Source organism: Pseudomonas sp. PSB11 (assembly GCF_014596605.1).
In the GTDB taxonomy this organism is placed as follows: domain Bacteria; phylum Pseudomonadota; class Gammaproteobacteria; order Pseudomonadales; family Pseudomonadaceae; genus Aquipseudomonas; species Aquipseudomonas umsongensis.
In genome coordinates, this window is record NZ_NOIO01000007.1 from 21344 (window position 1) to 43617 (window position 22274).

The 22274-nt window shown below is 58.3% G+C and carries 20 protein-coding genes and 1 pseudogene; 11 read left to right on the forward strand and 10 right to left on the reverse strand.

All coding sequences use genetic code 11. From position 1 onward, the window contains the following. Nucleotides 1-65: 65 nt before the first annotated feature. On the forward strand, nt 66-935 hold the full coding sequence (locus CGA21_RS10840; protein WP_110752627.1) for a DUF6279 family lipoprotein: 870 nt from the start codon (nt 66-68) through the stop codon (nt 933-935). 61 nt (nt 936-996) lie between these two features. Here CGA21_RS10840 and CGA21_RS10845 read toward each other — a convergent pair whose 3' ends face one another. After that, the gene (locus CGA21_RS10845) at nt 997-1386 is read right to left on the reverse strand and encodes a transcriptional regulator (protein ID WP_188264194.1); all 390 of its coding nucleotides are present in this window, start codon (nt 1384-1386) and stop codon (nt 997-999) included. A 180-nt stretch (nt 1387-1566) separates the two neighbouring features. Between CGA21_RS10845 and CGA21_RS10850 the strand changes: the two genes are divergently transcribed. Both CGA21_RS10850 and CGA21_RS10855 read left to right on the forward strand, forming a co-directional pair. Next, on the forward strand, nt 1567-2301 hold the full coding sequence (locus CGA21_RS10850; RefSeq protein ID WP_188264195.1) for a DUF899 domain-containing protein: 735 nt from the start codon (nt 1567-1569) through the stop codon (nt 2299-2301). A gap of 69 nt (nt 2302-2370) precedes the next feature. Next, entirely contained in the window at nt 2371-2646 is a 276-nt protein-coding gene (locus CGA21_RS10855) for a hypothetical protein (protein ID WP_110752621.1), read from the forward strand. A 135-nt stretch (nt 2647-2781) separates the two neighbouring features. Here the strand turns inward: CGA21_RS10855 and CGA21_RS10860 are convergent, their stop codons facing one another. Then, on the reverse strand, nt 2782-4122 hold the full coding sequence (locus CGA21_RS10860; protein ID WP_033043023.1) for a DEAD/DEAH box helicase: 1341 nt from the start codon (nt 4120-4122) through the stop codon (nt 2782-2784). A 192-nt stretch (nt 4123-4314) separates the two neighbouring features. Between CGA21_RS10860 and CGA21_RS10865 the strand changes: the two genes are divergently transcribed. Then, a complete protein-coding gene (locus CGA21_RS10865; RefSeq protein WP_110752619.1) occupies nt 4315-5613 on the forward strand; it encodes a mechanosensitive ion channel family protein in 1299 nt (432 codons plus the stop codon). A gap of 137 nt (nt 5614-5750) precedes the next feature. Next, nucleotides 5751-6383, forward strand: coding sequence for an isochorismate family cysteine hydrolase YcaC (gene ycaC / locus CGA21_RS10870; protein ID WP_008060104.1), 633 nt, complete (start codon nt 5751-5753; stop codon nt 6381-6383). A gap of 79 nt (nt 6384-6462) precedes the next feature. Here ycaC and CGA21_RS10875 read toward each other — a convergent pair whose 3' ends face one another. Then, entirely contained in the window at nt 6463-7695 is a 1233-nt protein-coding gene (locus tag CGA21_RS10875) for an MFS transporter (RefSeq protein ID WP_110752617.1), read from the reverse strand. An 89-nt stretch (nt 7696-7784) separates the two neighbouring features. Then, complete coding sequence (locus tag CGA21_RS10880; RefSeq protein ID WP_188264196.1) at nt 7785-8462, reverse strand: RraA family protein; 678 nt, start codon at nt 8460-8462, stop codon at nt 7785-7787. 230 nt (nt 8463-8692) lie between these two features. Between CGA21_RS10880 and CGA21_RS10885 the strand changes: the two genes are divergently transcribed. Further along, complete coding sequence (locus CGA21_RS10885) at nt 8693-9670, forward strand: hydroxyacid dehydrogenase (protein WP_110752613.1); 978 nt, start codon at nt 8693-8695, stop codon at nt 9668-9670. Nucleotides 9671-9752: 82 nt separating this feature from the next. Continuing rightward, nucleotides 9753-11081 (forward strand): MFS transporter, encoded by a 1329-nt coding sequence (locus tag CGA21_RS10890; RefSeq protein WP_110752611.1) that lies wholly within the window; start codon nt 9753-9755, stop codon nt 11079-11081. Nucleotides 11082-11192: 111 nt separating this feature from the next. Here the strand turns inward: CGA21_RS10890 and CGA21_RS10895 are convergent, their stop codons facing one another. From CGA21_RS10895 to CGA21_RS10920, 6 genes are all read right to left on the reverse strand, one after another. Continuing rightward, a complete protein-coding gene (locus CGA21_RS10895) occupies nt 11193-11924 on the reverse strand; it encodes an IclR family transcriptional regulator (protein WP_110752609.1) in 732 nt (243 codons plus the stop codon). A gap of 189 nt (nt 11925-12113) precedes the next feature. Next, the gene (locus tag CGA21_RS10900; RefSeq protein ID WP_020795415.1) at nt 12114-13757 is read right to left on the reverse strand and encodes an acetolactate synthase large subunit; all 1644 of its coding nucleotides are present in this window, start codon (nt 13755-13757) and stop codon (nt 12114-12116) included. 171 nt (nt 13758-13928) lie between these two features. Continuing rightward, nucleotides 13929-15266: an OprD family porin gene (locus CGA21_RS10905; RefSeq protein ID WP_188264197.1), complete on the reverse strand. Its 1338-nt coding sequence runs from the start codon at nt 15264-15266 to the stop codon at nt 13929-13931. 458 nt (nt 15267-15724) lie between these two features. Next, the gene (locus tag CGA21_RS10910; protein ID WP_110752607.1) at nt 15725-16591 is read right to left on the reverse strand and encodes a carboxylate/amino acid/amine transporter; all 867 of its coding nucleotides are present in this window, start codon (nt 16589-16591) and stop codon (nt 15725-15727) included. A gap of 321 nt (nt 16592-16912) precedes the next feature. Beyond that, entirely contained in the window at nt 16913-17512 is a 600-nt protein-coding gene (locus tag CGA21_RS10915) for an FMN-dependent NADH-azoreductase (RefSeq protein WP_033044030.1), read from the reverse strand. A 150-nt stretch (nt 17513-17662) separates the two neighbouring features. Next, entirely contained in the window at nt 17663-17977 is a 315-nt protein-coding gene (locus CGA21_RS10920; RefSeq protein WP_110752605.1) for a 3-phosphoglycerate kinase, read from the reverse strand. 50 nt (nt 17978-18027) lie between these two features. On the opposite strand from CGA21_RS10920, the gene CGA21_RS10925 reads away from it, so the two are divergent. The 4 genes and pseudogenes from CGA21_RS10925 to CGA21_RS10940 all read left to right on the forward strand — a co-directional run bounded on the left by CGA21_RS10925 (nt 18028) and on the right by CGA21_RS10940 (nt 22257). Next, nucleotides 18028-18951 (forward strand): LysR family transcriptional regulator, encoded by a 924-nt coding sequence (locus tag CGA21_RS10925; protein ID WP_020801289.1) that lies wholly within the window; start codon nt 18028-18030, stop codon nt 18949-18951. A gap of 14 nt (nt 18952-18965) precedes the next feature. Beyond that, nucleotides 18966-19771, forward strand: a pseudogene (locus tag CGA21_RS10930) (alpha/beta fold hydrolase). A 3-nt stretch (nt 19772-19774) separates the two neighbouring features. Next, nucleotides 19775-20332 (forward strand): peptidylprolyl isomerase A, encoded by a 558-nt coding sequence (locus CGA21_RS10935; protein ID WP_020801287.1) that lies wholly within the window; start codon nt 19775-19777, stop codon nt 20330-20332. 92 nt (nt 20333-20424) lie between these two features. Then, a complete protein-coding gene (locus CGA21_RS10940) occupies nt 20425-22257 on the forward strand; it encodes an ABC transporter ATP-binding protein (protein WP_110752601.1) in 1833 nt (610 codons plus the stop codon). The last annotated feature ends 17 nt before the right edge of the window (nt 22258-22274 follow it).

The window sequence follows — 22274 nt, forward strand, 5'->3', positions numbered from 1 at the left end:
CCGGGTTCATTGTGCGTTCAGATGAGAATCAGCGCCAGAAACCAGGCTTTCGCAAGGATTCGCCCATGTCACGCTGGATCAAACACATTGCCTTTGTGCTCATGCTCACCCTCGCCCTCGGCGCGTGCAACCGCATGGGCCTGGCTTATCGCAACCTCGACGTGATCATTCCCTGGACGCTCAGCGATTACCTGGACATGAACGGCGAGCAGAAAAGCTGGCTCAACGAACGCTTGAAGGAACACCTGAGCTGGCATTGCACGACACAAATGCCGGGATATCTCGACTGGCTGGAGCGCTTGCAGACCATGATCGCGACCAATCAGGTAACCGATGACGCGCTGAAGGCGCGTACGGCGGAGGCCGAAAGAGCGATTGCCGAAACAGCCCGGGAAATCACCCCGTCAGCCATCGAATTGCTGCAAGGCCTGGACGACAATCAGGTCGCGGAAATGAACGAGGCCTTCGCCAAGGACCAGCGCAAGCGTCAGGAGCGATACGTGAAACCCCCGCTGGACCAGCAGATAAAACAGCGTGGCGAGCGCATGGTGAAACGCCTGAATGAATGGCTCGGACCACTCGACCCCTCGCAACAACAGCGAGTCATGGCCTGGTCAAATGCCTTGGGCGACCAGAACACCCAGTGGATTGCCAACCGCGTCCACTGGCAGAAACAGTTCAGCGCCGCCGTGGCGCAGCGCCAGGCACCACAATTCCCACAGCGAATCGAGACGCTCCTGGTCAACCGCGAAAGCTTATGGACACCTGCCTATCGACAGGCCTTCGCCAACACCGAAGCCCAGGCGCGGGCGCTGTTTGTGGATTTGATGGCGCAAAGTACGCCACAACAACGTGAGCGCTTGTTGACGAAGATCGAGGGCGTGAAGAAGGATTTCAGTGACCTGAAATGCCTGAAAGCTGCAAAGCAGAGTTGAACGCTTCACAAATCCCTTCTCGTAGGAGCGAGTTTGCCCGCTCCTACAAGGTGCATGAACGTCAGGCAATCTGCGCCTTGGAAGCCACTTCATCAAACGTCAATTCGTTTAATGCGTCCTCCTGCTCGTCCAGCACCTGACGCGGATGCTCATCGCCCGGAATACTGCTGTCGATCAGGCTTAACAGCCTCGAACCACGCACCGTTAAAATGTAATTCGAACCGGTACCGCCCTGCTCCTCGGGCCGCGGCTCGATATAACCGCGCGTTAGCAGCAACTTTTCATACTCGCCGGCCACCGCCTTCAGGTGGTCCAGGTTTTCAGGCTGCTCACCTTCAGCGGCTTTCTGAGCGGCGTAATCCTCAGCGTAATGCCGTGGCGCAAAGCTGACCTGCCCGTTCTGCACTTCATGCAGTAAGCGCTCAATCAAATCCCAGTTATAAGTCATCATCCTGATTCAACCTCCAGTAGCCGTGAGTGAGAGGGTCTTCATAGCTTGTGACAAAAGAGCACGGCAGCCGTTCAGCCCGAGTTTCCATACGGCTACCGACCGACGGTATGTCGATTTACCGGTACGTCAAACGACTAGGCTGTGTAAGTCGCCTCCCCGCATCACGCAGGAGAAAGCCAAATGAATATTCAGAACCACCCCGTTGTGTCGCGGGAAGAATGGCTCACCGCGCGCAAACAACACCTGGCCCATGAAAAAGCCTTCACCCAGGAGCGGGACAGGCTCAGCGCAGAGCGCCGCGCCTTGCCCTGGGTGAAAATCGACAAGGACTACCACTTCCAGGGGCCTGACGGTGAACTGAAACTCACCGACCTGTTCGGTGGCCGTAGCCAATTGGTCATTTACCATTTCATGTTCGCCGACGGATGGGACGAGGGCTGTCCAGGTTGCTCCTTCCTGTCCGACCACATCGACGGGGCCAACCAGCATCTGGCGCACCACGATGTCTCTGTGGTGGCGGTATCCCACGCACCGTTCGCCCAGTTCCAGGCGTTCAAACGGCGCATGGGCTGGAAATTCGACTGGGTGTCGTCCGAAGGCTGTGATTTCAATTATGACTTCGGTGTGACGGCCCACCCCGAAGACGTCGCCGCCGGAAGGGCCACCTACAACTACGAAAAAACCGACGGTTCGGAAGAGGAGCTTCCCGGCCTCAGTGTGTTTTATCGCAACGACGTCGGCGAGATTTTCCACACCTACTCCACTTATGCCCGAGGGCTGGACCTGCTGGTAGGGACCTACAACTACCTCGACCTGACGCCCAAGGGACGCAACGAAGATGAAATCATGGATTGGGTGCGACATCATGACCGGTATGAGGATAAGGCGCCCTCAAGCTGCTGCCATGGGGGATGAGGGTGAACTTTTTCCCTGCTGCAAGCCTCAACCGGTTAACCCGCCTTAACCGGAACCGAGGCCCGACAGATGAAAACCCTGCTGAAACTCACCCTCGCCACCACCCTCGCCTGCGCCCTGCCCGCCTGGGCCTGCACCCCGGAGGAGGCCACTCTCAAGCGCGAACAGCTGGCCAAGGAAGTCACCAAGCTCACCGAGCAGAACCCGGCCAAGGCCAAGGAGATCAACGACGAGTTGCAGAAGATGGACCTGGGCACTGCTTCCAAGGATTTACCGGATAAATGCCAATTGATCGATCAGCGGCTAAAGGAATTGGGTACCGCAGAGAAGAAAGCGGAAAGCTAAAGATCAAAAAATCAAAAGATCGCAGCCTGCGGCAGCTCCTACCGGTGATTTGGTGTAGGAGCTGCCGCAGGCTGCGATCTTTTGATGTAAAAAAACCCGGACATTGCCCGGGTTTTATTGAGCTAGCCGAAGCGCTTATTCAGCAGCCGGCGCTTCTGGCTTGCGACGCTTGAGCGGGGCCATGCCGTCTTTGCTGACCAGAGAGTCGCTCTTGGGCCGGTTGACGCTCTTGCGCTTGGTCGGGGTCTTGGCGGCGACTTTTTTCTTGTCGCCCTTGGCGTCGGTCTTTTTCTTCTTCACGCCGACAGCCTTGCCGGAGGCCTTGACCTTTTTCGGTCCGCCGTAAGCGCCTTTGACTTCCTTGATGGTGCGGCGCTCGAAGCTCTGCTTAAGGTAGCGCTCGATGCTCGACATCAGGTTCCAGTCGCCGTGGCAGATCAGCGAAATGGCCAGGCCATCGTTACCGGCACGACCGGTACGGCCAATGCGGTGCACGTATTCGTCACCACTGCGCGGCATGTCGAAGTTGATCACCAGGTCCAGGCCGTCCACATCCAGGCCGCGAGCGGCGACGTCGGTGGCCACCAGGATTTTCACCCCACCTTGCTTCAGACGGTCGATCGCCAGCTTGCGATCCTTTTGGTCCTTGTCGCCGTGCAGCACGAACGCCTTGTATTCCTGGGCCACCAGGCGGCCATAGATGCGATCGGCCATGGCCCGGGTGTTGGTGAAGACGATGGCCTTCTGGTAGGTCTCGTTGGCCAGCAGCCAGTTGACGATCTGTTCTTTGTGCTGGTTGTGATCAGCGGTGATGATTTGCTGACGGGTGGTTTCGTTCAGCTGGCTGACTGCGTTGAGCTGCAGGTGCTCAGGATTGTTCAACACCTTGGCGACCATCTCGCGCAGGCCCGAACCACCGGTGGTGGCGGAGAACAGCATGGTCTGCTGGCGGTTGGTGCACTCGTCCACCAAGCGCTGCACGTCTTCGGCGAAACCCATGTCGAGCATGCGGTCGGCTTCGTCGAGCACCAGCACCTCGACTTCCTTGAGATCAAGGTTGCCAGCGTTCAATTGCTCGATCATCCGGCCCGGTGTACCGATCAGGATGTCCGGCACCTTGCGCAGCATGGCGGCCTGGACCTTGAAGTCTTCACCGCCGGTGATCAGGCCGGACTTGATGAAGGTGAACTGCGCGAAGCGCTCGACTTCTTTCAAGGTTTGCTGGGCCAGCTCGCGGGTTGGCAACAGGATCAGGGTCTTGATGCTGACGCGGATCTTGGCCGGGCCGATCAAGCGGTTGAGGATCGGCAAGACAAATGCAGCGGTCTTGCCGCTACCGGTTTGCGCTGTCACCCGCAGGTCACGCCCTTGGAGCGCCAGCGGAATAGCCGCTGCTTGCACAGGCGTTGGCTCGACAAATTTAAGCTCGGCCACGGCTTTGAGCAGGCGTTCGTGCAAGGCGAATTCGGAAAACACGGGTGCTACCTCGAAGAAATACAAAAAAACAGCTGCATAGGTTACCGGTTTCGAGCGCGTAGGCCGAGTTTCTTTGTGCAAAAGGCGGTAAACAGTGGTTTTTTTATTGCCCGATTTGTCACCAACGGTCATACAAAACGTCTTAAGTGCTCTAATCGTCCCCCGTGTCCCATTAAAGAATCGTTTTTGCCCATGGATATCAAACAGCTCTGGCTCGATGCCCAAGACCTCTGGGGTGCCCTTGACCAGCACCCGCTCGTGCATGCCAGCCTGGCACTGGTGGTGTTGCTGGTCATCGCCCTGGTCCTCGGACGAGTGGCGCGCTACCTGATCCTGCACGCCAGTAAAATCCTCGGCCGCCAGCCGGCGCTGCACTGGATCAACGACTTGCGGCACAACAAGGTGTTCCAACGCCTGGCACAGATCACACCGTCGCTGGTCATCCAGTTCGGCCTGCACCTGGTACCAGAGCTGAGTAAAACCGCGATGGTTTTCCTCGGCAACGTGGCACTGGCGTTCACGATTCTGTTCCTGCTGCTGTCGATCACAGCCCTGCTCAATGCCCTGCTGGACATCTACGCCCGCACCGAACACGCCCGCACCCGCTCGATCAAGGGCTATGTGCAACTGGCGAAAATGGTGTTGTACGTGTTTGGCGCGATCATCATCGTCGCCACATTGATCGACCGTTCGCCGCTGTTGCTGTTGTCGGGCCTGGGCGCCATGTCGGCGGTGATCCTGTTGGTCTACAAGGACACCCTGCTGTCGTTCGTCGCCAGCGTGCAGCTGACCAGCAACGACATGCTGCGAGTCGGCGACTGGATCGAGATGCCACAGGTCGGTGCTGATGGCGATGTCGTGGACATCACGCTGCACACGGTCAAGGTGCAGAATTTCGACAAGACCATCGTTTCAATCCCGACCTGGCGCCTGATGTCCGAATCATTCAAGAACTGGCGCGGCATGCAACAGTCCGGCGGCCGGCGGATCAAGCGCAGCCTGTTCATCGACGCCAGTGGCGTGCGGTTCATCCGCGATGACGAGGAACTGAGGCTGTCCCAGGTGCACCTGCTGACCGACTACATCAGCCGTAAACAGGCCGAACTCAAGGCCTGGAACGAAGCCCAGGGCAATGTCGCGGCGATGTCGGCCAACCGCCGGCGCATGACCAATATCGGCACCTTTCGCGCTTATGCGCTGGCGTATCTGAAAAGTCACCCAGAGATTCAGCCGAACATGACCTGCATGGTTCGGCAAATGCAGACCACCGCGCAGGGCATTCCGCTGGAAATCTATTGCTTCACCCGCACCACGGCGTGGGCCGATTACGAGCGGATCCAGGGGGATATTTTCGATTACCTGTTGGCGGTGTTGCCGGAGTTTGGCTTGAACCTTTATCAGCAGCCGAGTGGCGGGGATTTGCGGGCCGGGCTGTTGCCGGCGGTGCTGGGCGCGAGCCAGATGCCGGAGGCCGAAAAACACGTTATGTAGCAAAGTAAACCCTGTTCAGATTGTCTCTTCCAGGTTGACAGTTAAACGCTTTTCACCGGCTTTTTCTGCCTCCTCGCCATCTCTAATCTGTGCTCATGTTGAACGACGCCACTCACCTACCTCGAAAGGATTTCACCATGAGCAACGCTACCTACAACCGCCTGAACAAAGACGACGCCGTAGTTTTGTTGATTGACCACCAGACTGGCCTGATTTCCCTGGTTCAAGACTTTTCGCCCAACGAGTTCAAGAACAACGTACTGGCCCTGGCTGACGTGGCAACGTTCTTCGAGCTGCCAACGATCCTCACCACCAGCTTTGAACAAGGCCCCAATGGCCCACTGGTACCCGAACTCAAGGAAATGTTCCCGGACGCGCCCTATATCGCCCGACCTGGCCAGATCAACGCCTGGGACAACGAAGACTTCGTCAAGGCCATCAAGGCGACCGGTCGCAAGCAATTGATCATCGCCGGTGTGGTGACTGACGTCTGCGTGACCTTCCCAACGTTGTCTGCCCTCGCAGAAGGGTTTGAAGTGTTCGTCGTCACGGATTCTTCCGGCACCTTCAACACCACCGTACAACAGGCAGCCTGGAACCGTATGACCCAGGCCGGGGCGCAAATGATGAACTGGTTCTCGGTCGCTTGCGAATTGCAGGGTGACTGGCGCAACGACATTGAAGGCCTGGGCAACCTGCTGTCCCAGCGCATCCCGAACTACCGCAACCTGATGAACAGCTACTCGGCGATGGCAGCGCGCCAGGCTTGATTGGCCATTGAGTTCAGACAGCGCATATGCCAAAAGGGCCCTTGAAGGGCCCTTTTGTGCTCAAGCCTGAGTCACTGGGTCAGCCAGGATCTCGATGTTTCAGCCCGCGACCACCGATGCTGGCGATCAGGTAAACGAGCAAAATACCTCCTGCAATGCCCAGGGTCGCAGGCGCTCCATACCTTGCCGCGACCAACCCTGCCAGCATCCCGCCTACCGCTTCAAAGCCAAAGCGCATGGCGATGTAAAATGCAATGACACGACCGCGCATCGAACTCGGAGCGCCGCTCTGCAACTGCATGTTTGTGCTTACGTTGCTCATCGTGATGCCGAACCCCAGCAGCACCAATGCAAACAATGCCAACGGCAAGTCCGCGGCGATGAACACGCCCAACAGCGCAAAGCCGCAGACAAGCGCACCGCCATCGGTGAAGTATCGCAAACGCGAGAGCGATCCACTGAAGGCCAGGATCAAGGTGGCCACGAATGCCCCGGCCCCGGCGGCGCCCCATAGCCAGCCAAGGATCCTTGCATCACCGGCATACACCGTCTTGGCGAGAATCGGCAAAAGCGCTGCATAACAGGACGCCAGCAAGTTCACCATGACCACGCTGATCATCAACTGCCGAACGCTCACTGTGTGCCAGAGATAAGCCACCCCTTCGCGAAACACCTGGGAAGTCGAACCGGTTGCTTTTGGCAATGCCGTCGCCTTGACCTTGAGCAACCCCGCCATAAGGCCCAGATAGGCAAATGCCGTCAGGAGGAAACAGCCCGCCTCGTTGGTTACCGCGATCAATGTTCCTGCCAGGGGTGGGCCGATGAACCGCGCGGCATTGATCAACATTGCGTTGAGCACCAAGGCATTGGGCAAGTCCGCCGGGTCGTCGACAAAGCTGCCGATAAGCGCCTGGCGCAGCGGTGTCTCCACGGCATTGAGCAGCCCTAGCAGGAGCGCCATAGCGGCAATGGACGTCCCATCGATCCAGCCGAATTGAGTGATGACCGCAAGCGTGAGTGACTGCAAAACCAGCACCACTTGCACACCGATCAGCAACCGGCGTTTGTCATGACGATCTATCCAGGCCCCCGCGAGCGGCCCGATGAGAAGCTGTGGGGCCAGGGAGAGAAATGTAATGAGGCCCAGGAGAATGGCTGAGCCGGTCAAGTGATAGGCCAGCCACGCCAAAGCCACCTGTTGAACCCATTTGCCCAGGGTAGAGATGCCTTGGCCGACGAAATAGATCTGGAAGTTTCTATTGGCGAGTGCCCGAACGGGTGCAGGCCAATGCGTAGTGCGTGGATTGGACAAGAATGAGGTTCCTTAAAAGGCTACACCATTGCTGGCCGATCCATTGTCTACCGCGCACCGCAAGCATTTGATGCGCGGTAGCCGGTGGATCAGAGCGACAGCAGGCAGCCTTTCTTCTTCAAAGACTCCAACACCCAGGTACGATCATTGTTGCCTTGGGCTATGAGTTCCATCTGTTTTTGCTCGGCAGCATATTTGGCCGTCGCACGATCATGGACTTCGGCGACATGGTTAAAGGGCACGCACAGAAAGCCATCTTCATCGCCAATGACCAGATCGCCCGGCTCAATAACCATACCATCAATGGCGATCGGCACGTTGATCTCACCAGGCCCGTCCTTGTAAGGGCCGCGGTGCGACACACCGGCGGCAAACAGCGGGAAGTCACCGGTGCCGATGTTAGCGGCATCACGAATGGCGCCATTGATGACGATCCCGGCCACACCGCGCTTCACGGCGTAAGCGACCATCATCTCGCCGATCAGGGCGTTGGTCAGATCACCACCCGCGTCCACGACAATGACGTCACCAGGCTCGGCGATGTCGATAGCGTAGTGCAGCATCAGGTTGTCACCCGGACGAGCCTTGACGGTCACTGCCGGGCCGACGAGCACACCTTCACGGTGCATGGGACGCAGGCGAGCGCCCCCTGCAGTCATGCGGTTCATGGAGTCGCTGACGTTGGCCACCGGCAGCTCTCGATAACGTGCAACCCACTCTGCGCTGACTTTGCGTTCGCGACCCAGCACCTGAAATCCAATGCTCATGTGACATACCTCTGTTTGGTTTTATTCGATCACATCGATCACCCTCGATGTCTATTTTTAGAATTGCATTTCATTTATCGCGACGCAATGGGGATTTTTGAAGCCAGGTTGCAATCCGACGAGCGCAAAAAATCGATCTATTGCAACGCCGTTTCATTATGATAGGGTTAGCCATCGCAACCGCTGCAGCGGCCAGCGTTTATCTCAACGATAAAAACAAGGTATCCAAGATGTCCCCTACCATTGTGCTAACCGGTCCTGAACTTGCCGCAGACGCCATGAAACTCGCCGCCGCAGAAGGCGTGAGAATCATTCCAACGACCCCCTATCTGCCCGCGGAGCAACTGGAAGCCATCATTCGTGCGGAACAACCCGACGCCATCATCGTTCGCCAGGGTCAATTGACCGGGTCAATGATCAAGGCCTCGAAGAAACTCAAGGCAATCGCCAAGCACGGGGTTGGCTACAACACCATTGACATCGAGGCCGCCGCCGCGTGTGGCGTTCCGGTGAGCATTGCAGTGGGTGCAAATGCCCAGTCCGTCGCGGAGCACGCCTTTGCCTTGATGTTCAGTGTTGCGAGACAGACCGCACTGCTGGATGCGCGCATGCGCGACGGGCATTGGGACAAGTCCGAGGCGAACGGCATTGAATTGTTCGGCAAGACGCTTGGCCTGGTGGGCCTGGGCTCGATCGGCAGCATCCTGATGGATCTGGTCGCCCCACTGCGGATGAAAGTGAAGGTCTACGACCCCTATCTCCAGCAGTTACCGGAGCGCGAACATGTAGAGCGTGAAGTTGACTTCAATCGTCTTCTGAGCGAAAGCGATATCATTAGCCTGCATTGCCCGCTGACCGAGGCCAATCACAACCTCATCGGCGCAGCGCAATTGGAATGCATGCGCCCGGGAAGCATCCTGATCAACACGGCTCGTGGAGAGCTTGTCGATACCCAGGCACTGGTAGAGGCACTGAGCGAACGGAAAATTGCCGGCGCGGGACTCGATACGTTCAATCCCGAGCCGCCACCCGCCGAAAGCCCGCTTTGGGGCCTGCCGACGCTCGTGGCGACGCCCCATGTCGGCGCCAACACCTCTGAGGCACGTGATCGCGTAGGGGTCATGGCATTACGCCAAGTCCTGGATGTCCTGGCGAACAGGGCGCTGGATCCGCGCAGCGTGGTTAACCGACACCTGCTCGACTGCTGATTGAATGCGTCCGCGCGCTCCGTTACCCCAGGGAGCGCCCTCTAAACGCGACACTCCAGAAAAAAAACAATTGGAGAGCCTCATGACTTCACCCACTTCCACCATAAGCGAACTTGAACGCGGCACGATGCACCGAGTCGCCTGGCGCTTACTGCCGTTCCTCATCCTGTGCTATCTGATCGCGATCATTGATCGGGGCAACATCGGCATGGCCTCGCTGCAGATGAACGCAGACCTGGGCCTGACCGCGAAGGTCTTTGGCTTTGCCAGCAGCCTGTTTTTCTTTGCTTACTTCCTTGTAGAAGTGCCCAGCAACCTGGCCATGCAAAAATTTGGTGCGCGGATCTGGATCGCCAGGATCATGATCACCTGGGGCATCATTTCGACGGGAACCGCCTTCGTCCAGGGGGCTAACTCCCTGTACGTGATGCGCTTCCTGCTGGGTGCCGCCGAGGCCGGTTTCTTCCCAGGGGTGCTCTTGTATCTCACCTACTGGCTACCCTCGGCCTATCGTGCCCGCATGGTCGCCATCTTCATGGTCGCCATCCCTGCCGCCAACTTCATTGGCTCGCCGTTGTCCGGGCTGCTGCTGAGCCTCGATGGCTGGATGGGCATGCGCGGCTGGCACTGGCTGTTCATCATTGAAGGCATTCCGGCAGTCCTCCTGGGCATTGCCTGCCTGTTTGTACTCACGGATCGTCCCGAGCATGCCAAGTGGCTTAGCGATGAACAGCGCAACTGGCTGACCCAGCGCTTGACCGAGGAAGCTTCGAAGAAAACCGCAATCGGCCATATCTCGTTGTGGAAGCTGCTGCGCCACAAGGATATCTGGGTCCTCGCCCTCATCTATTCCGGAGCATCCGCTGCCGGCAGCACCATGAGCGTCTGGGCCCCTCAGTTGCTCAAGACCTTTGGCCTGACCTCCATGGAGATTGGCCTGGTCAATGCCATTCCCTACGGCGTCGCTTCGGTATTGATGATTCTGTGGGGCCGCAGTTCCGATCGTACCGGTGAACGTCGCTGGCACACGGCAATGACCTTGCTGCTCATTGCTGCCGGTCTGCTCATGACCCTGTTCACCTCATCGTTGTCTGCCACGATCGTGATGCTGACCATGGTTCTGGTCGGGGCGTATTCGATGAAGGGGCCATTCTGGGCGCTGGTGTCTGGCTGGCTGTCTTCTTCCACTGCCGCGGCAGGACTGGCAGCGGTTGGCGCCATGGCCAACCTGATCGGTGGAGGCCTGATGGTGAATGCCTACGGCGCGATTCACGATGCAACCGGCAGCTATGCACTGGCATTGATGCCGCTGGCAGCACTCTGCACCGCTGCCGGGCTAATGGTTCTGGTCATCGGTCGCAAACGCCAGCTTGAACAAGCGGCGCTTGTCGAGACAGTCAGCGCCAAGTAGACACTGCCTCACCCAACGCTCGATGCCCATTTCCCCTTGGGGGGAACATGGGCATCGTTGTTTCGATACTACAAAAAAGCGAGGGTTCTGTTGCCTGGCGACAACCCGGTATCACTTTACGGTTTCCAGCTCGCTGTTGGCGGGGGTACTGTCCGTTGGCTTGAAACCCAGGCTTCGCATCAGGTCACGCGCGGTATCGAAAAAGATGGCCGAGATGCTGTCGGCAGCTTCTTCAGTCAATCGGCTTGCAGGCCCGGAAATGACCAGCGCGCCCATCAGTTCTTGCTGAGCGCCATAGATAGGCAGGGCCATCGAGGCCGCGTGAGGATCCGTTGCACCGCGCGAGTAATAAGGTTTTGCCAGTGCGATGCCTACCTGGAAAGGTGCACGCAGCGCCTGGGCACCGGCCGCTTCGTCCATGGGACGCATATCGCCTGGCTGCAGGTTGAGCCGCAGGCTGTGGAAGGAATTCACCCGGTACTGGCACATCCGGTACGCGCCATGACGGACGTAGAACGATGCGGTTTCGCCGGACTGTTCGCAAAGGTATTGCAGCCTTGGCATCACATGACGCTCAAGATCCAGGGCCTCCTGGTAAACAGCATTGAGCCTCATGACCTCACTGGCCAATTGGTAACGGCCATCGGCCATCCTATTGATCAGGCCATGATTCTCCAGCGAGACCATCAAGCGCATGACCGTGCTTTTTATCAGCCCGGTACGCTCAACCAGTTCCACCAGGCTCAACGCCGTATCGCCGACTCGAAAAGCCGTGAGCACGGTCAAGACCCGGTCAGCCGAAGCCACACCATTAACCGCTGGACGCGGCCGCGCATTCGCCATCAGAAAAACCTCACCTATTGAGCCCGTTAACAAATCATTGCAAGGGCCGGAACATCGATTATCCGACAAGGACGATATCCTCGCCATCCTCGTGGCCACTCCACTCGCTGGAAGCAGCCTTAAAAACAAAAAAACCAGTGAGGTGCTATATCGCACCACACTGGCAGGGGTTAAGAACCTGGTTTTAGATCAAATGGCCGCGCTACGCTGGCGCAACTCCATGTTCAGGATGCGGTCGTTTTCGCTGTAATCGACAGGACAGTCGATCACATGCACACCAGGTGTCTTCACACAGTGTTCCAGCAACGGCAGGAAACCCTCGGCGCTCTCCACGCGGTGGCCATTGGCGCCATAGGCCTCGGCGTACTTCACGAAATCGGGGTTACCGTAATCCAGGCCGAAATCGGTAAAGCCCATGTTCGCCTGCTTCCAGCGGATCATGCCGTAGCCGTCGTCCCGCAGGATCACCACGGTCAAATTCATGTTCAGGCGAACCGCTGTCTCCAACTCCTGGCTGTTCATCATGAAGCCGCCGTCCCCACACACGGAGATCACCGGACGATCCGGGTACACCAAATGCGCGGCCATGGCTGACGGTAGCCCTGCCCCCATGGTCGCCAGCGCGTTGTCCAGCAGCACGGTGTTGGGTTTGTGCGCCTTATAGTTGCGGGCAAACCAGATCTTGTAGATGCCATTGTCCAGGGCAACGATGCCCTCGGACGGCAACACGCGACGAATGTCGGCAACCAGGCGCTGTGGGTAGACCGGGAACCTGTTGTCGTCCGCCCCTTCGATGATCTGGGCTTCGTTCGCATCACGAATCGCCATCAGCCGTGTGAAATCCCAATGGCTGGTATCGTTCAGCGCTTCGCCGATCTGCCAGACGGCGTTGGCGATATCGCCAATGACTTCAATCTGCGGGAAATACACGGCATCGACTTCAGCAGAGCGGAAGTTGATGTGGATGACTTCGGTGCCGCCACGCACCATGAAGAATGGCGGCTTCTCGATCACATCGTGCCCGATGTTGACAATCAGGTCGGCAGCCTCGACGGCGCGGTGCACGAAGTCTCCCGACGACAACGCGGCGTTGCCGAGGAAGCGCGGGTGGCGCTCATCAACCACGCCCTTGCCCATCTGGGTGGTGATAAAGGGAATGCCGGTATCGTCGATCAGTTGCTTCAAAACCTTGGCGGTCATTTTGCGGTTGGCACCTGCGCCAATCACCAGGATTGGACTGCGAGCGTTCTGCAACTTCTCGACAGCAGCCTCGACAGCCTTGTGCTCGGCCAATGGACGGCGATGCAAGCTCCGCGGCATCGGCATGCTATCGGTTTGCTCAGCGGCGATATCTTCCGGCAGTTCCAGATGGACGGCTCCGGGCTTTTCCTCTTCAGCGAGGCGAAACGCTTCACGCATCCGCGCCGGGATGTTGTCTGCCGAGGCGAACTGGTGGGTGTACTTGGTAATCGGCGCCATCATGCCGCACACATCAATGATCTGAAAACGGCCTTGCTTGGACTTCTTGATCGGCTTCTGGCCCGTAATCATCATCATGGGCATGCCGCCCAGATAGGCGTACGCGCTGGCAGTCACCAGATTCGTTGCACCAGGGCCGAGGGTGGAAAGACTGACGCCAGTCTTACCCGTGAGACGGCCGTAGGTGGCGGCCATGAAGCCGGCGGATTGCTCGTGACGCGTGAGCACAAGCTTGATCGTCGACTTGCGTAGGGATTCAAGCAGGTCAAGGTTTTCCTCGCCGGGAATGCCGAATACATACTCGACGCCTTCACTTTCCAGGCATTGCACAACCACATCGGCAGCTTTGGCCATTTTCTTGTCTCACCTACGCTCGGCGGAAATCCGGTAATTTTTGAATAGGTATGCGCTCAACTCCAGGGAGCCGTTTGAATCGGTGTATCAGCTCATGAATCAAGGACGGGGCGCGGCACATACAGTGCCTTTACAAATAACAAAATGCAACGCCGTTCTATTTTTTTGCGTCTAGAACAGCGGCAATGTGTAATTGACGATCAGGCGGTTCTGATCACCGTTGCGCGTCGCCTCGCTGCGTGACATTCCATTGCGCCAAGTGAAGCCCATATTCTTGAAGGTGCCACTCTGGATAACGTAATCCAGAGACAGGTCACGCTCCCATTCCGTCTGCTCGATGCCACTCGATGTCTGGATGTGATCACCCTTCAGGTACATCACGGTAGCCTTGAGCCCAGGTACGCCAAGAGCGGTGAAATCATAGGCGTATTGCGCAAACCCTGTCCGCTCACCCGCACGGGTAAAGTTAAGCAGCATTTTGTCGGTCAAAAGATAAAGACTGCTACCACCGGCCCCCTTATCGATCGAGCCCTGGTTGATCTGCACAAAGTTGCTGTCGTCGGATACCTCTTGATGACCCAGGGTCAGCGCATGCCCGCCCAAGCGATAGGTGAAGGCAGCGCTCCACAGATTATTGTCGATCTCACCGTCGCCGCCCGAGGTGTATCCGCTCGCCACGTACCCCTGACTACGTCCGGAAGTGGTGCCATTGGCGCCATCGGAACGGGTTCTGAAATACCTGAGGTCGCTGGTTAAGGAGCCGTTATCGCCAAGATCCCAGTTGTGGTTGAGCCCCGCGAAATGTTGCGTGTAGTAATCCTCCAACTGCCCCCCGTAATACTGAAGCAACAAGGAGCGGCTGACGCGGTAGTCGATGCCACCAAAGTAAAACCGGTTACTTTCCTGGGTTCCGCCGTTTACCGCCAAGCCCGTGCGATCGGTCGAGGCTCGCCCCTTCGCACGGTTCAGCGCACCACCTGTGAACGTGAAATTATCCAGATCCCTGGATTGCAGCTGCACGCCTTGGAACGTCTGCGGTAGCAACCGACCATCCGACGCTAACAGCACCGGAATCTTTGGCATTAATTGACCATATCGTAGCTCGGTCTGGCTCAGCTTTGCCTTTGCCGTAGCGCCGAAGCTACTCCACTCACTGGCCGCGCTGTCGCCATCGGAAGGAATCATCGTACTACCGAGGTGCCGGCCTTTTCCGCTGTCCAACGTTACGCCAAGCATACTCATGGCATCGACACCGACGCCGACAGGCCCGGATGTGTAACCAGAGCGGTAATCGAGAATGAAACCCTGGGCCCACTCCTCCGTTTTTGAAGGGTTGGCTGCACCGTCACGGTTGTCGCTGTTGAAGTACAAGTTGCGCATCGACAGATCGGCATGGCTGTCCTTCAGGAAATCAGCCTGGGCAACGGTGGCTGCAAACCCACAACCAGCGAATGTGGCAATGCGGCATATGGAAGGCAGGCGGGGGGTGTGCCATGGAAAGTTGAACATGCAAATCACTCCAATTTTATTGTTTTTTGAAACGACGTTCTTTTTATAGATACTCAAAAAACAATACGCCTCGTCAAGCCTTCGATGAAAATCAATAAAATCCTGCATTACCGGCTAAAAAACAGAGTCGCCTTTTTCCTTGTAATGATTTATTTTGAAACGCAATTGCATTTTACCGCGAGCGAACGCCCACGACCAACGGCGTGCGATCGACTCGCTTAAAGGCGGATGGGAATTGGTTTGTACTGACGGCGGGCCGAGCGGCCTGAAGATTTACCAGGACTGGCGAATCTTCATCAGGGACTACAAGCGGGGGAATCAGGGTGCTCGATAAGGAGAGTGGCGATATTCAGCCGTTTCTGGAATCAGCGGGTTTCAAGGGGGGGTGGGTTCATCCAGTCGCCGCTAGCACTGCCTGATGGTTGACAGTGCCATCGTCGAAATCAATCTCGCGGCCACTAATGCGCAATAGCTGGTTGGCGTACACCCAACCGGCTGATCCACACAGCCATCAAGATCACCGAACCACCGAGCAACAATCGTCCCAATTCTTCATGCTGATTCCAGATCAACAGATTGATCAGCAACCCCACCGGCACATGCAAGTTGTTCATCACCGCCAGGGTCCCGCCATTCACCAGGCACGCGCCCTTGTTCCACCAGTACAACCCCAACGCGGTCGATACCAGGCCGAGGAACAACAGCACCGCCCATTGCAGCGGTGCTTCAGGCAGGAAGTTCTGTTTGCCGAACAGCAGGAACGCCGGCAATGCCACCGCCAATGCGCCCAGGTAGAAATAGCCAAAGCGCCGGTAATGCGGCAAGTCGCTGGGATGACGTGCGACCAGATGTTTGTAGAGCACCTGCCCGGCGGCGTAGGTGAAGTTGGCCAGTTGCAGCAGCAGGAAACCCATGAAGAAATCCGGGTTGATCCGGTCGAAGCGAATCACCGCGGCCCCCGCCACCGCCACCAGTGCCGCGATCAGGGCCCAGGGGTTGAAGCGACGGTTCAACGCGTCTTCGATCAGGGTCACGTGCAGCGGCGTGAGGATGGTGAACAGCAGCACTTCCGGCACCGTCAGCACGCGAAAGCTCAGGTACAGGCAGACATACGTCACACCGAATTGCAGGGCGCCAATCAGCAGCATGCCGCGCATGAAGCCCGGTTCCACCGAGCGCCAGCGGGTCAGCGGGATAAACACCAGCCCCGCCAGCAACACGCGTATCAGCACCGCGAAGTAACTGTCGACATGACCGGCCAGGTACTCGCCGATCAGACTGAAGGAAAACGCCTGGATCAGCGTGACAAAAAGTAGATAGCCCATGCTCGCCTCGTTTTGAATGGCGGCGAAGATAGCGGTTTTTGCCTGTGATCGCACCCTGTAGGAGCCGGCTTGCTGGCGATGGTCATGTATCAGCAGATATCACTGCTGAATGAGACCCCGTCATCGCCAGCAAGCCGGCTCCTACAGAGGTGTGTGCATCCCAGATACCAGGCAAAAAAAAGCCCGATCTCGCTAAAGCGTTCAATCGGGCTAGAGCACTCAGGAGCAACAAGTGCAAAGGGAGGTTCGATGCGCGTGCAGGCTTGAAGGGTTACGCGCCAGGTCACTAGACCATCCAGTGATTATCTGGCGATTAACAACTCAGGCCACCTGGGAAAGCTTGGCGTTCGCCTGGTTCAGGCCTTTCTCCTGGAAGTCGCCGCCCAGGTTCATGCCTTCAGCGTGGATGAACGTCACGTCGTGGATGCCGATGAAGCCCATGACCTGGCGCAGGTAGGGTTCCTGGTGATCCGCGGTGCTGCCGGCGTAGATCCCGCCGCGCGCCGTCAGTACATAAGCGCGCTTGCCACTGAGCAAACCCTGCGGTCCGGTTTCGGTGTACTTGAAGGTGACGCCGGCACGCAGCACATGGTCAAGCCAGGCCTTGAGGGTGCTCGGGATGGCGAAGTTGTACATCGGCGCGGCCATTACCAGCACGTCGGCGGCGAGCAACTCGTCGGTCAGCTGGTTGGAGCGTTCAAGGGAAAGCTGTTCGATGTCGCTGCGTTGCTCGGCGGGCTTCATCCAGCCGCCCAACAAGTTGATGTCCAGATGCGGTACCGGATTGACAGCCAGGTCGCGAACGGTGATCTGGTCGCCGGGGTGCGCGGCTTGCCACTGGCTGATGAAGGTCTGGGTCAGTTGACGGGAAACCGAATCTTGCTGACGGGCACTGCTTTCGATGATCAGAACACGGGACATGGTTTGTAGGCTCCATCTGAGAATGCTGTAAGTCGATGGAGTGAAGGTTAAACAGAGTCATATCGATAAAAAAGCGCAAATAACTGCTATAACCAATCGATAATTTCGTTTATAAGCGGAGCATCAGCAATGGGCGTGCTCCGCTGGAGGTCATTTCGGCTTGCAGGTCATGCTGATGTACAGCTTGATGATCTTGCGATTGAACTTGGCGGAAAGATCCGCGCTTTTACCCGCGTCCAGGTTGACCCTGCGGGTCTTTGGCGATTCAGGACCGTTGCGAAACACCACCGAGCATTCGGCAGCGGTGTCGCCGTAGTTGTTCACGGTGATCGAGCCCATGTCGTAATCGGAGGCATAGGTGGTGTAGTCGATCTTCAGTCCATTGAGCTCTTTCTGTACGTCGATCGGATAAGCAAACGCAGTCATTGGCAGCATCGCCAGCAACAAAGAACAGATTTTTTTCATTCAGCAGTCTCCAATAAGAACTGCGCAGCTTAGGACAACAGGAGCCCATCATGAAAGCGCCCCGCGTGACCCTTGATCAATGGCGAACGCTTCAAGCCGTGGTCGACCACGGCGGTTTCGCCCAGGCCGCCGAAGCGCTGCACCGCTCGCAATCGTCGGTCAGCTACACCGTGGCGCGCATGCAAGACCAGCTCGGCGTGCCGTTGTTGCGCATCGACGGGCGCAAGGCGGTACTCACCGAGGCTGGCGGGGTGTTGTTGCGCCGCTCCCGGCAACTGGTGAAACAGGCCAGTCAGCTCGAAGACCTGGCCCATCACATGGAGCAAGGCTGGGAAGCCGAAGTGCGCCTGGTGGTCGATGCCGCCTACCCGAGCGCCCGCCTGGTCCGCGCGCTGACCGCGTTCATGCCGCAAAGCCGCGGCTGTCGCGTGCGCCTGCGCGAAGAGGTGCTATCGGGTGTGGAGGAGGTCCTGCTCGAAGGCGTGGCCGACCTGGCCATCAGCAGTTTCAGCATTCCCGGTTACCTGGGCGCGGAATTGAGCGACGTCGAGTTCGTCGCGGTCGCGCATCCGGAACATCCCCTGCACCGCCTCAATCGCGAACTGAATTTCCAGGACCTGGAAAGCCAGCTGCAAGTGGTCATCCGCGACTCCGGGCGCCAGCAACCACGGGACGTCGGCTGGCTCGGTGCCGAACAACGCTGGACCGTCGGCAGCCTGGCCACCGCCGCCACTTTTGTCGGCAGCGGCCTGGGATTCGCCTGGTTGCCAAGGCACATGATCGAACGGGAACTCAAGGAAGGCACGCTCAAGGTGCTACCGTTGGACCAGGGCGGCAGCCGCAACCCGAGTTTTTACCTGTATTCGAACAAGGAAAAACCACTCGGCCCGGCGACGCAGATTCTTGTCGAGCTGCTGCGCACGTTCGACACCGCCCCCCTGGACGCACCGTTCGCCGCCCCAGAACAAGCCTGACACGGAGGTAATGCATGGCCTATTTCGAACACGAAGGTTGCAACCTGCACTACGAGGAATATGGCCACGGCGCGCCGTTGCTGCTCGTCCACGGCCTTGGTTCCAGTACCCTCGACTGGGAAGAACAGATCCCCACGCTGGCCGCCCGCTACCGGGTGATCGTTCCGGATGTGCGCGGCCATGGGCGCTCCGACAAGCCCCGCGAGCGCTACAGCATCGCCGGGTTCAGCGCCGACCTGGTGGCGCTGATCGAGCACCTGAACCTGGAGCCCGTGCATTACGTAGGGTTGTCGATGGGGGGCATGATCGGCTTTCAGTTGGGCGCGGACCAGCCGCAATTGCTCAAGAGCCTGTGCATCGTCAATAGCGCACCCGAGGTCAAGTTGCGCACCCGCGACGATTATTGGCAGTGGTTCAAACGCTGGAGCCTGATGCGCGTACTCAGTCTTCACAGCATCGGCAAAGCCTTGGGCGGCAAACTGTTCCCCAAGCCAGAACAGGCTGATTTGCGACAAAAGATGGCCGAGCGCTGGGCAAAAAACGACAAACATGCTTATCTCGCCAGCTTCGATGCCATTGTTGGCTGGGGGGTGCAGGAACGACTTTCGAGGATTTCCTGTCCAACCCTCATCGTCAGTGCCGACCGCGACTACACGCCGGTCGCGCTGAAGGAAAACTACGTCAGGCTGCTGCCGAATGCGCGGCTGGCCGTGATCGCCGATTCGCGTCACGCCACCCCGCTGGACCAGCCCGAACGCTTCAACCAGACGCTGCTCGAGTTTCTCACCGCAGTCGACACCTCCACACTCAGGATCACTGACCCATGCTGAAAAAAATCGCCCTCGCCGCTGGCTCCGTACTGTTTGCCGCCAACCTGATGGCGGCAACGCCCGCCAAGGCGCCACACGTTCTTCTGGAAACCACCAACGGCCAGATCGAAATCGAACTGGACCCGGTCAAGGCCCCGATCAGTACCAAGAACTTCCTTGAGTACGTGGACAGCGGCTTCTACAACAACACGATCTTCCACCGTGTGATCCCGGGCTTCATGGTCCAGGGCGGCGGTTTCACCCAGCAAATGCAGCAAAAGGAAACCAAGGCGCCGATCAAGAACGAGCACAAGAACGGCCTGGTCAACGTTCGTGGCACCTTGTCCATGGCCCGTACTTCGGTACCTGACTCAGCCACCAGCCAGTTCTTCATCAACGTCAAGGACAACGATTTCCTCGACCAGGGTGATGGCTACGCGGTGTTCGGCAAAGTGGTCAAGGGCATGGACGTGGTGGACATCATCGTCAATTCGCCCACTACCGTGCGCAATGGCATGAAGGATGTGCCCGCCGACCCGGTGTTCATCAAGTCGGCCAAGCGCATCGACTAAGACTAAGCTGGACAAGGATGTCCGGGCCGTTGCCGGTGTTGCCGGCAACGCTCAAACCGTTGAAGGAGAGCCCGCTCGCGGGTGAATAACCGATGCTTTATCGCCGTTTCGAAAAACTGATCGACGTCTTCCGCGATGCCCCGACTGCCGCACCGCCGGATCGGGTCCTGCCCTTCTATACCTACTACCTCAAGCAGGTCTGGCCCAGTTTTGCCGCCCTGCTGATCGTCGGCCTGATCGGCGCACTGATTGAAGTGGCGCTGTTCAGCTACCTGAGCCGCATCATCGACCTGGCCCAGGGCACGCCCAACGCGGATTTTTTCAAGCAACACAGCCTCGAGTTGACCTGGATGGTGGTGGTAGCGCTGGTACTGCGCCCGGTATTCGTCGGCCTGCATGACCTGCTGGTGCACCAGACCCTCAGCCCCAGCATGACCAGCCTGATCCGCTGGCAGAACCACAGCTACGTGCTCAAGCAGAGCCTGAATTTTTTCCAGAACGACTTCGCCGGGCGCATCGCCCAGCGCATCATGCAAACCGGCAACTCCCTGCGCGATTCAGCGGTGCAGGCGGTGGATGCGCTGTGGCATGTGCTGATCTACGCCATCAGCTCGCTGGTGCTGTTCGCCGAAGCCGACTGGCGCCTGATGATCCCGCTGCTGACCTGGATCATCGCCTTCATCAGTGCGCTCTACTACTTCGTGCCACGGGTCAAGGATCGCTCGGTGGTGGCCTCCGATGCGCGCTCCAAGCTCATGGGGCGGATCGTCGACGGCTACACCAACATCACCACCCTGAAGCTGTTTGCCCACACCAACTTCGAGCAACAGTACGCCCGCGAAGCGATCAAGGAGCAAACCGAAAAAGCCCAACTGGCCGGCCGTGTCGTGACCAGCATGGACGTGGTCATCACCAGCATGAACGGCCTGTTGATCGTCAGCACCACCGGCCTGGCCCTGTGGCTGTGGACGCAGTCGCTGATCACCGTGGGCGCCATTGCACTCGCGACCGGGCTGGTGATCCGCATCGTCAACATGTCCGGCTGGATCATGTGGGTGGTTACCGGCATCTTCGAAAACATCGGCATGGTCCAGGATGGCTTGCAGAGCATTTCGCAACCGGTCAGCGTCACCGACCGCGACCAGGCCAAACCCCTTGCGGTAGCCCGAGGCGAAGTACGTTTCGAAAATGTGGATTTCCACTACGGCAAACAGAGCGGGATCATCGGCGGGCTCAACCTGACGATCAAACCCGGGGAGAAGATCGGCCTGATCGGTCCTTCCGGTGCGGGCAAGTCGACCCTGGTCAATCTGCTGTTGCGCCTGTATGACGTGGAAGGCGGGCGCATCCTCATCGACGGGCAGAACATCGCCGAGGTGAGCCAGGAAAGCCTGCGCGAACGCATTGGCATGATTACCCAGGACACCTCGCTGCTGCATCGCTCGATACGCGACAACCTGCTGTACGGCAAACCCGACGCCACCGATGCCGAACTCTGGGAAGCGGTGCACAAGGCCCGGGCCGACAGCTTCATCCCCACCTTGTCGGACGCCGAAGGCCGCACCGGCTTCGATGCCCATGTCGGGGAACGCGGGGTCAAGCTCTCTGGCGGTCAGCGCCAGCGCATTGCCATCGCCCGCGTCCTGCTCAAGGACGCGCCAATCCTGATCATGGACGAGGCCACGTCGGCATTGGATTCCGAGGTCGAGGCGGCCATCCAGGAAAGCCTCGAAACCCTGATGCAGGGCAAGACCGTCATCGCCATCGCCCACCGACTCTCGACCATCGCGCGGATGGACCGGCTGGTGGTGCTGGAGAATGGCAAGATCGCCGAAACCGGTAGCCATGCCGAATTGCTGGCCCACGGCGGTTTGTATGCGCGGTTGTGGCAACACCAGACCGGGGGGTTTGTGGGGATCGACTAGGCGTTGTAACCGCCGCA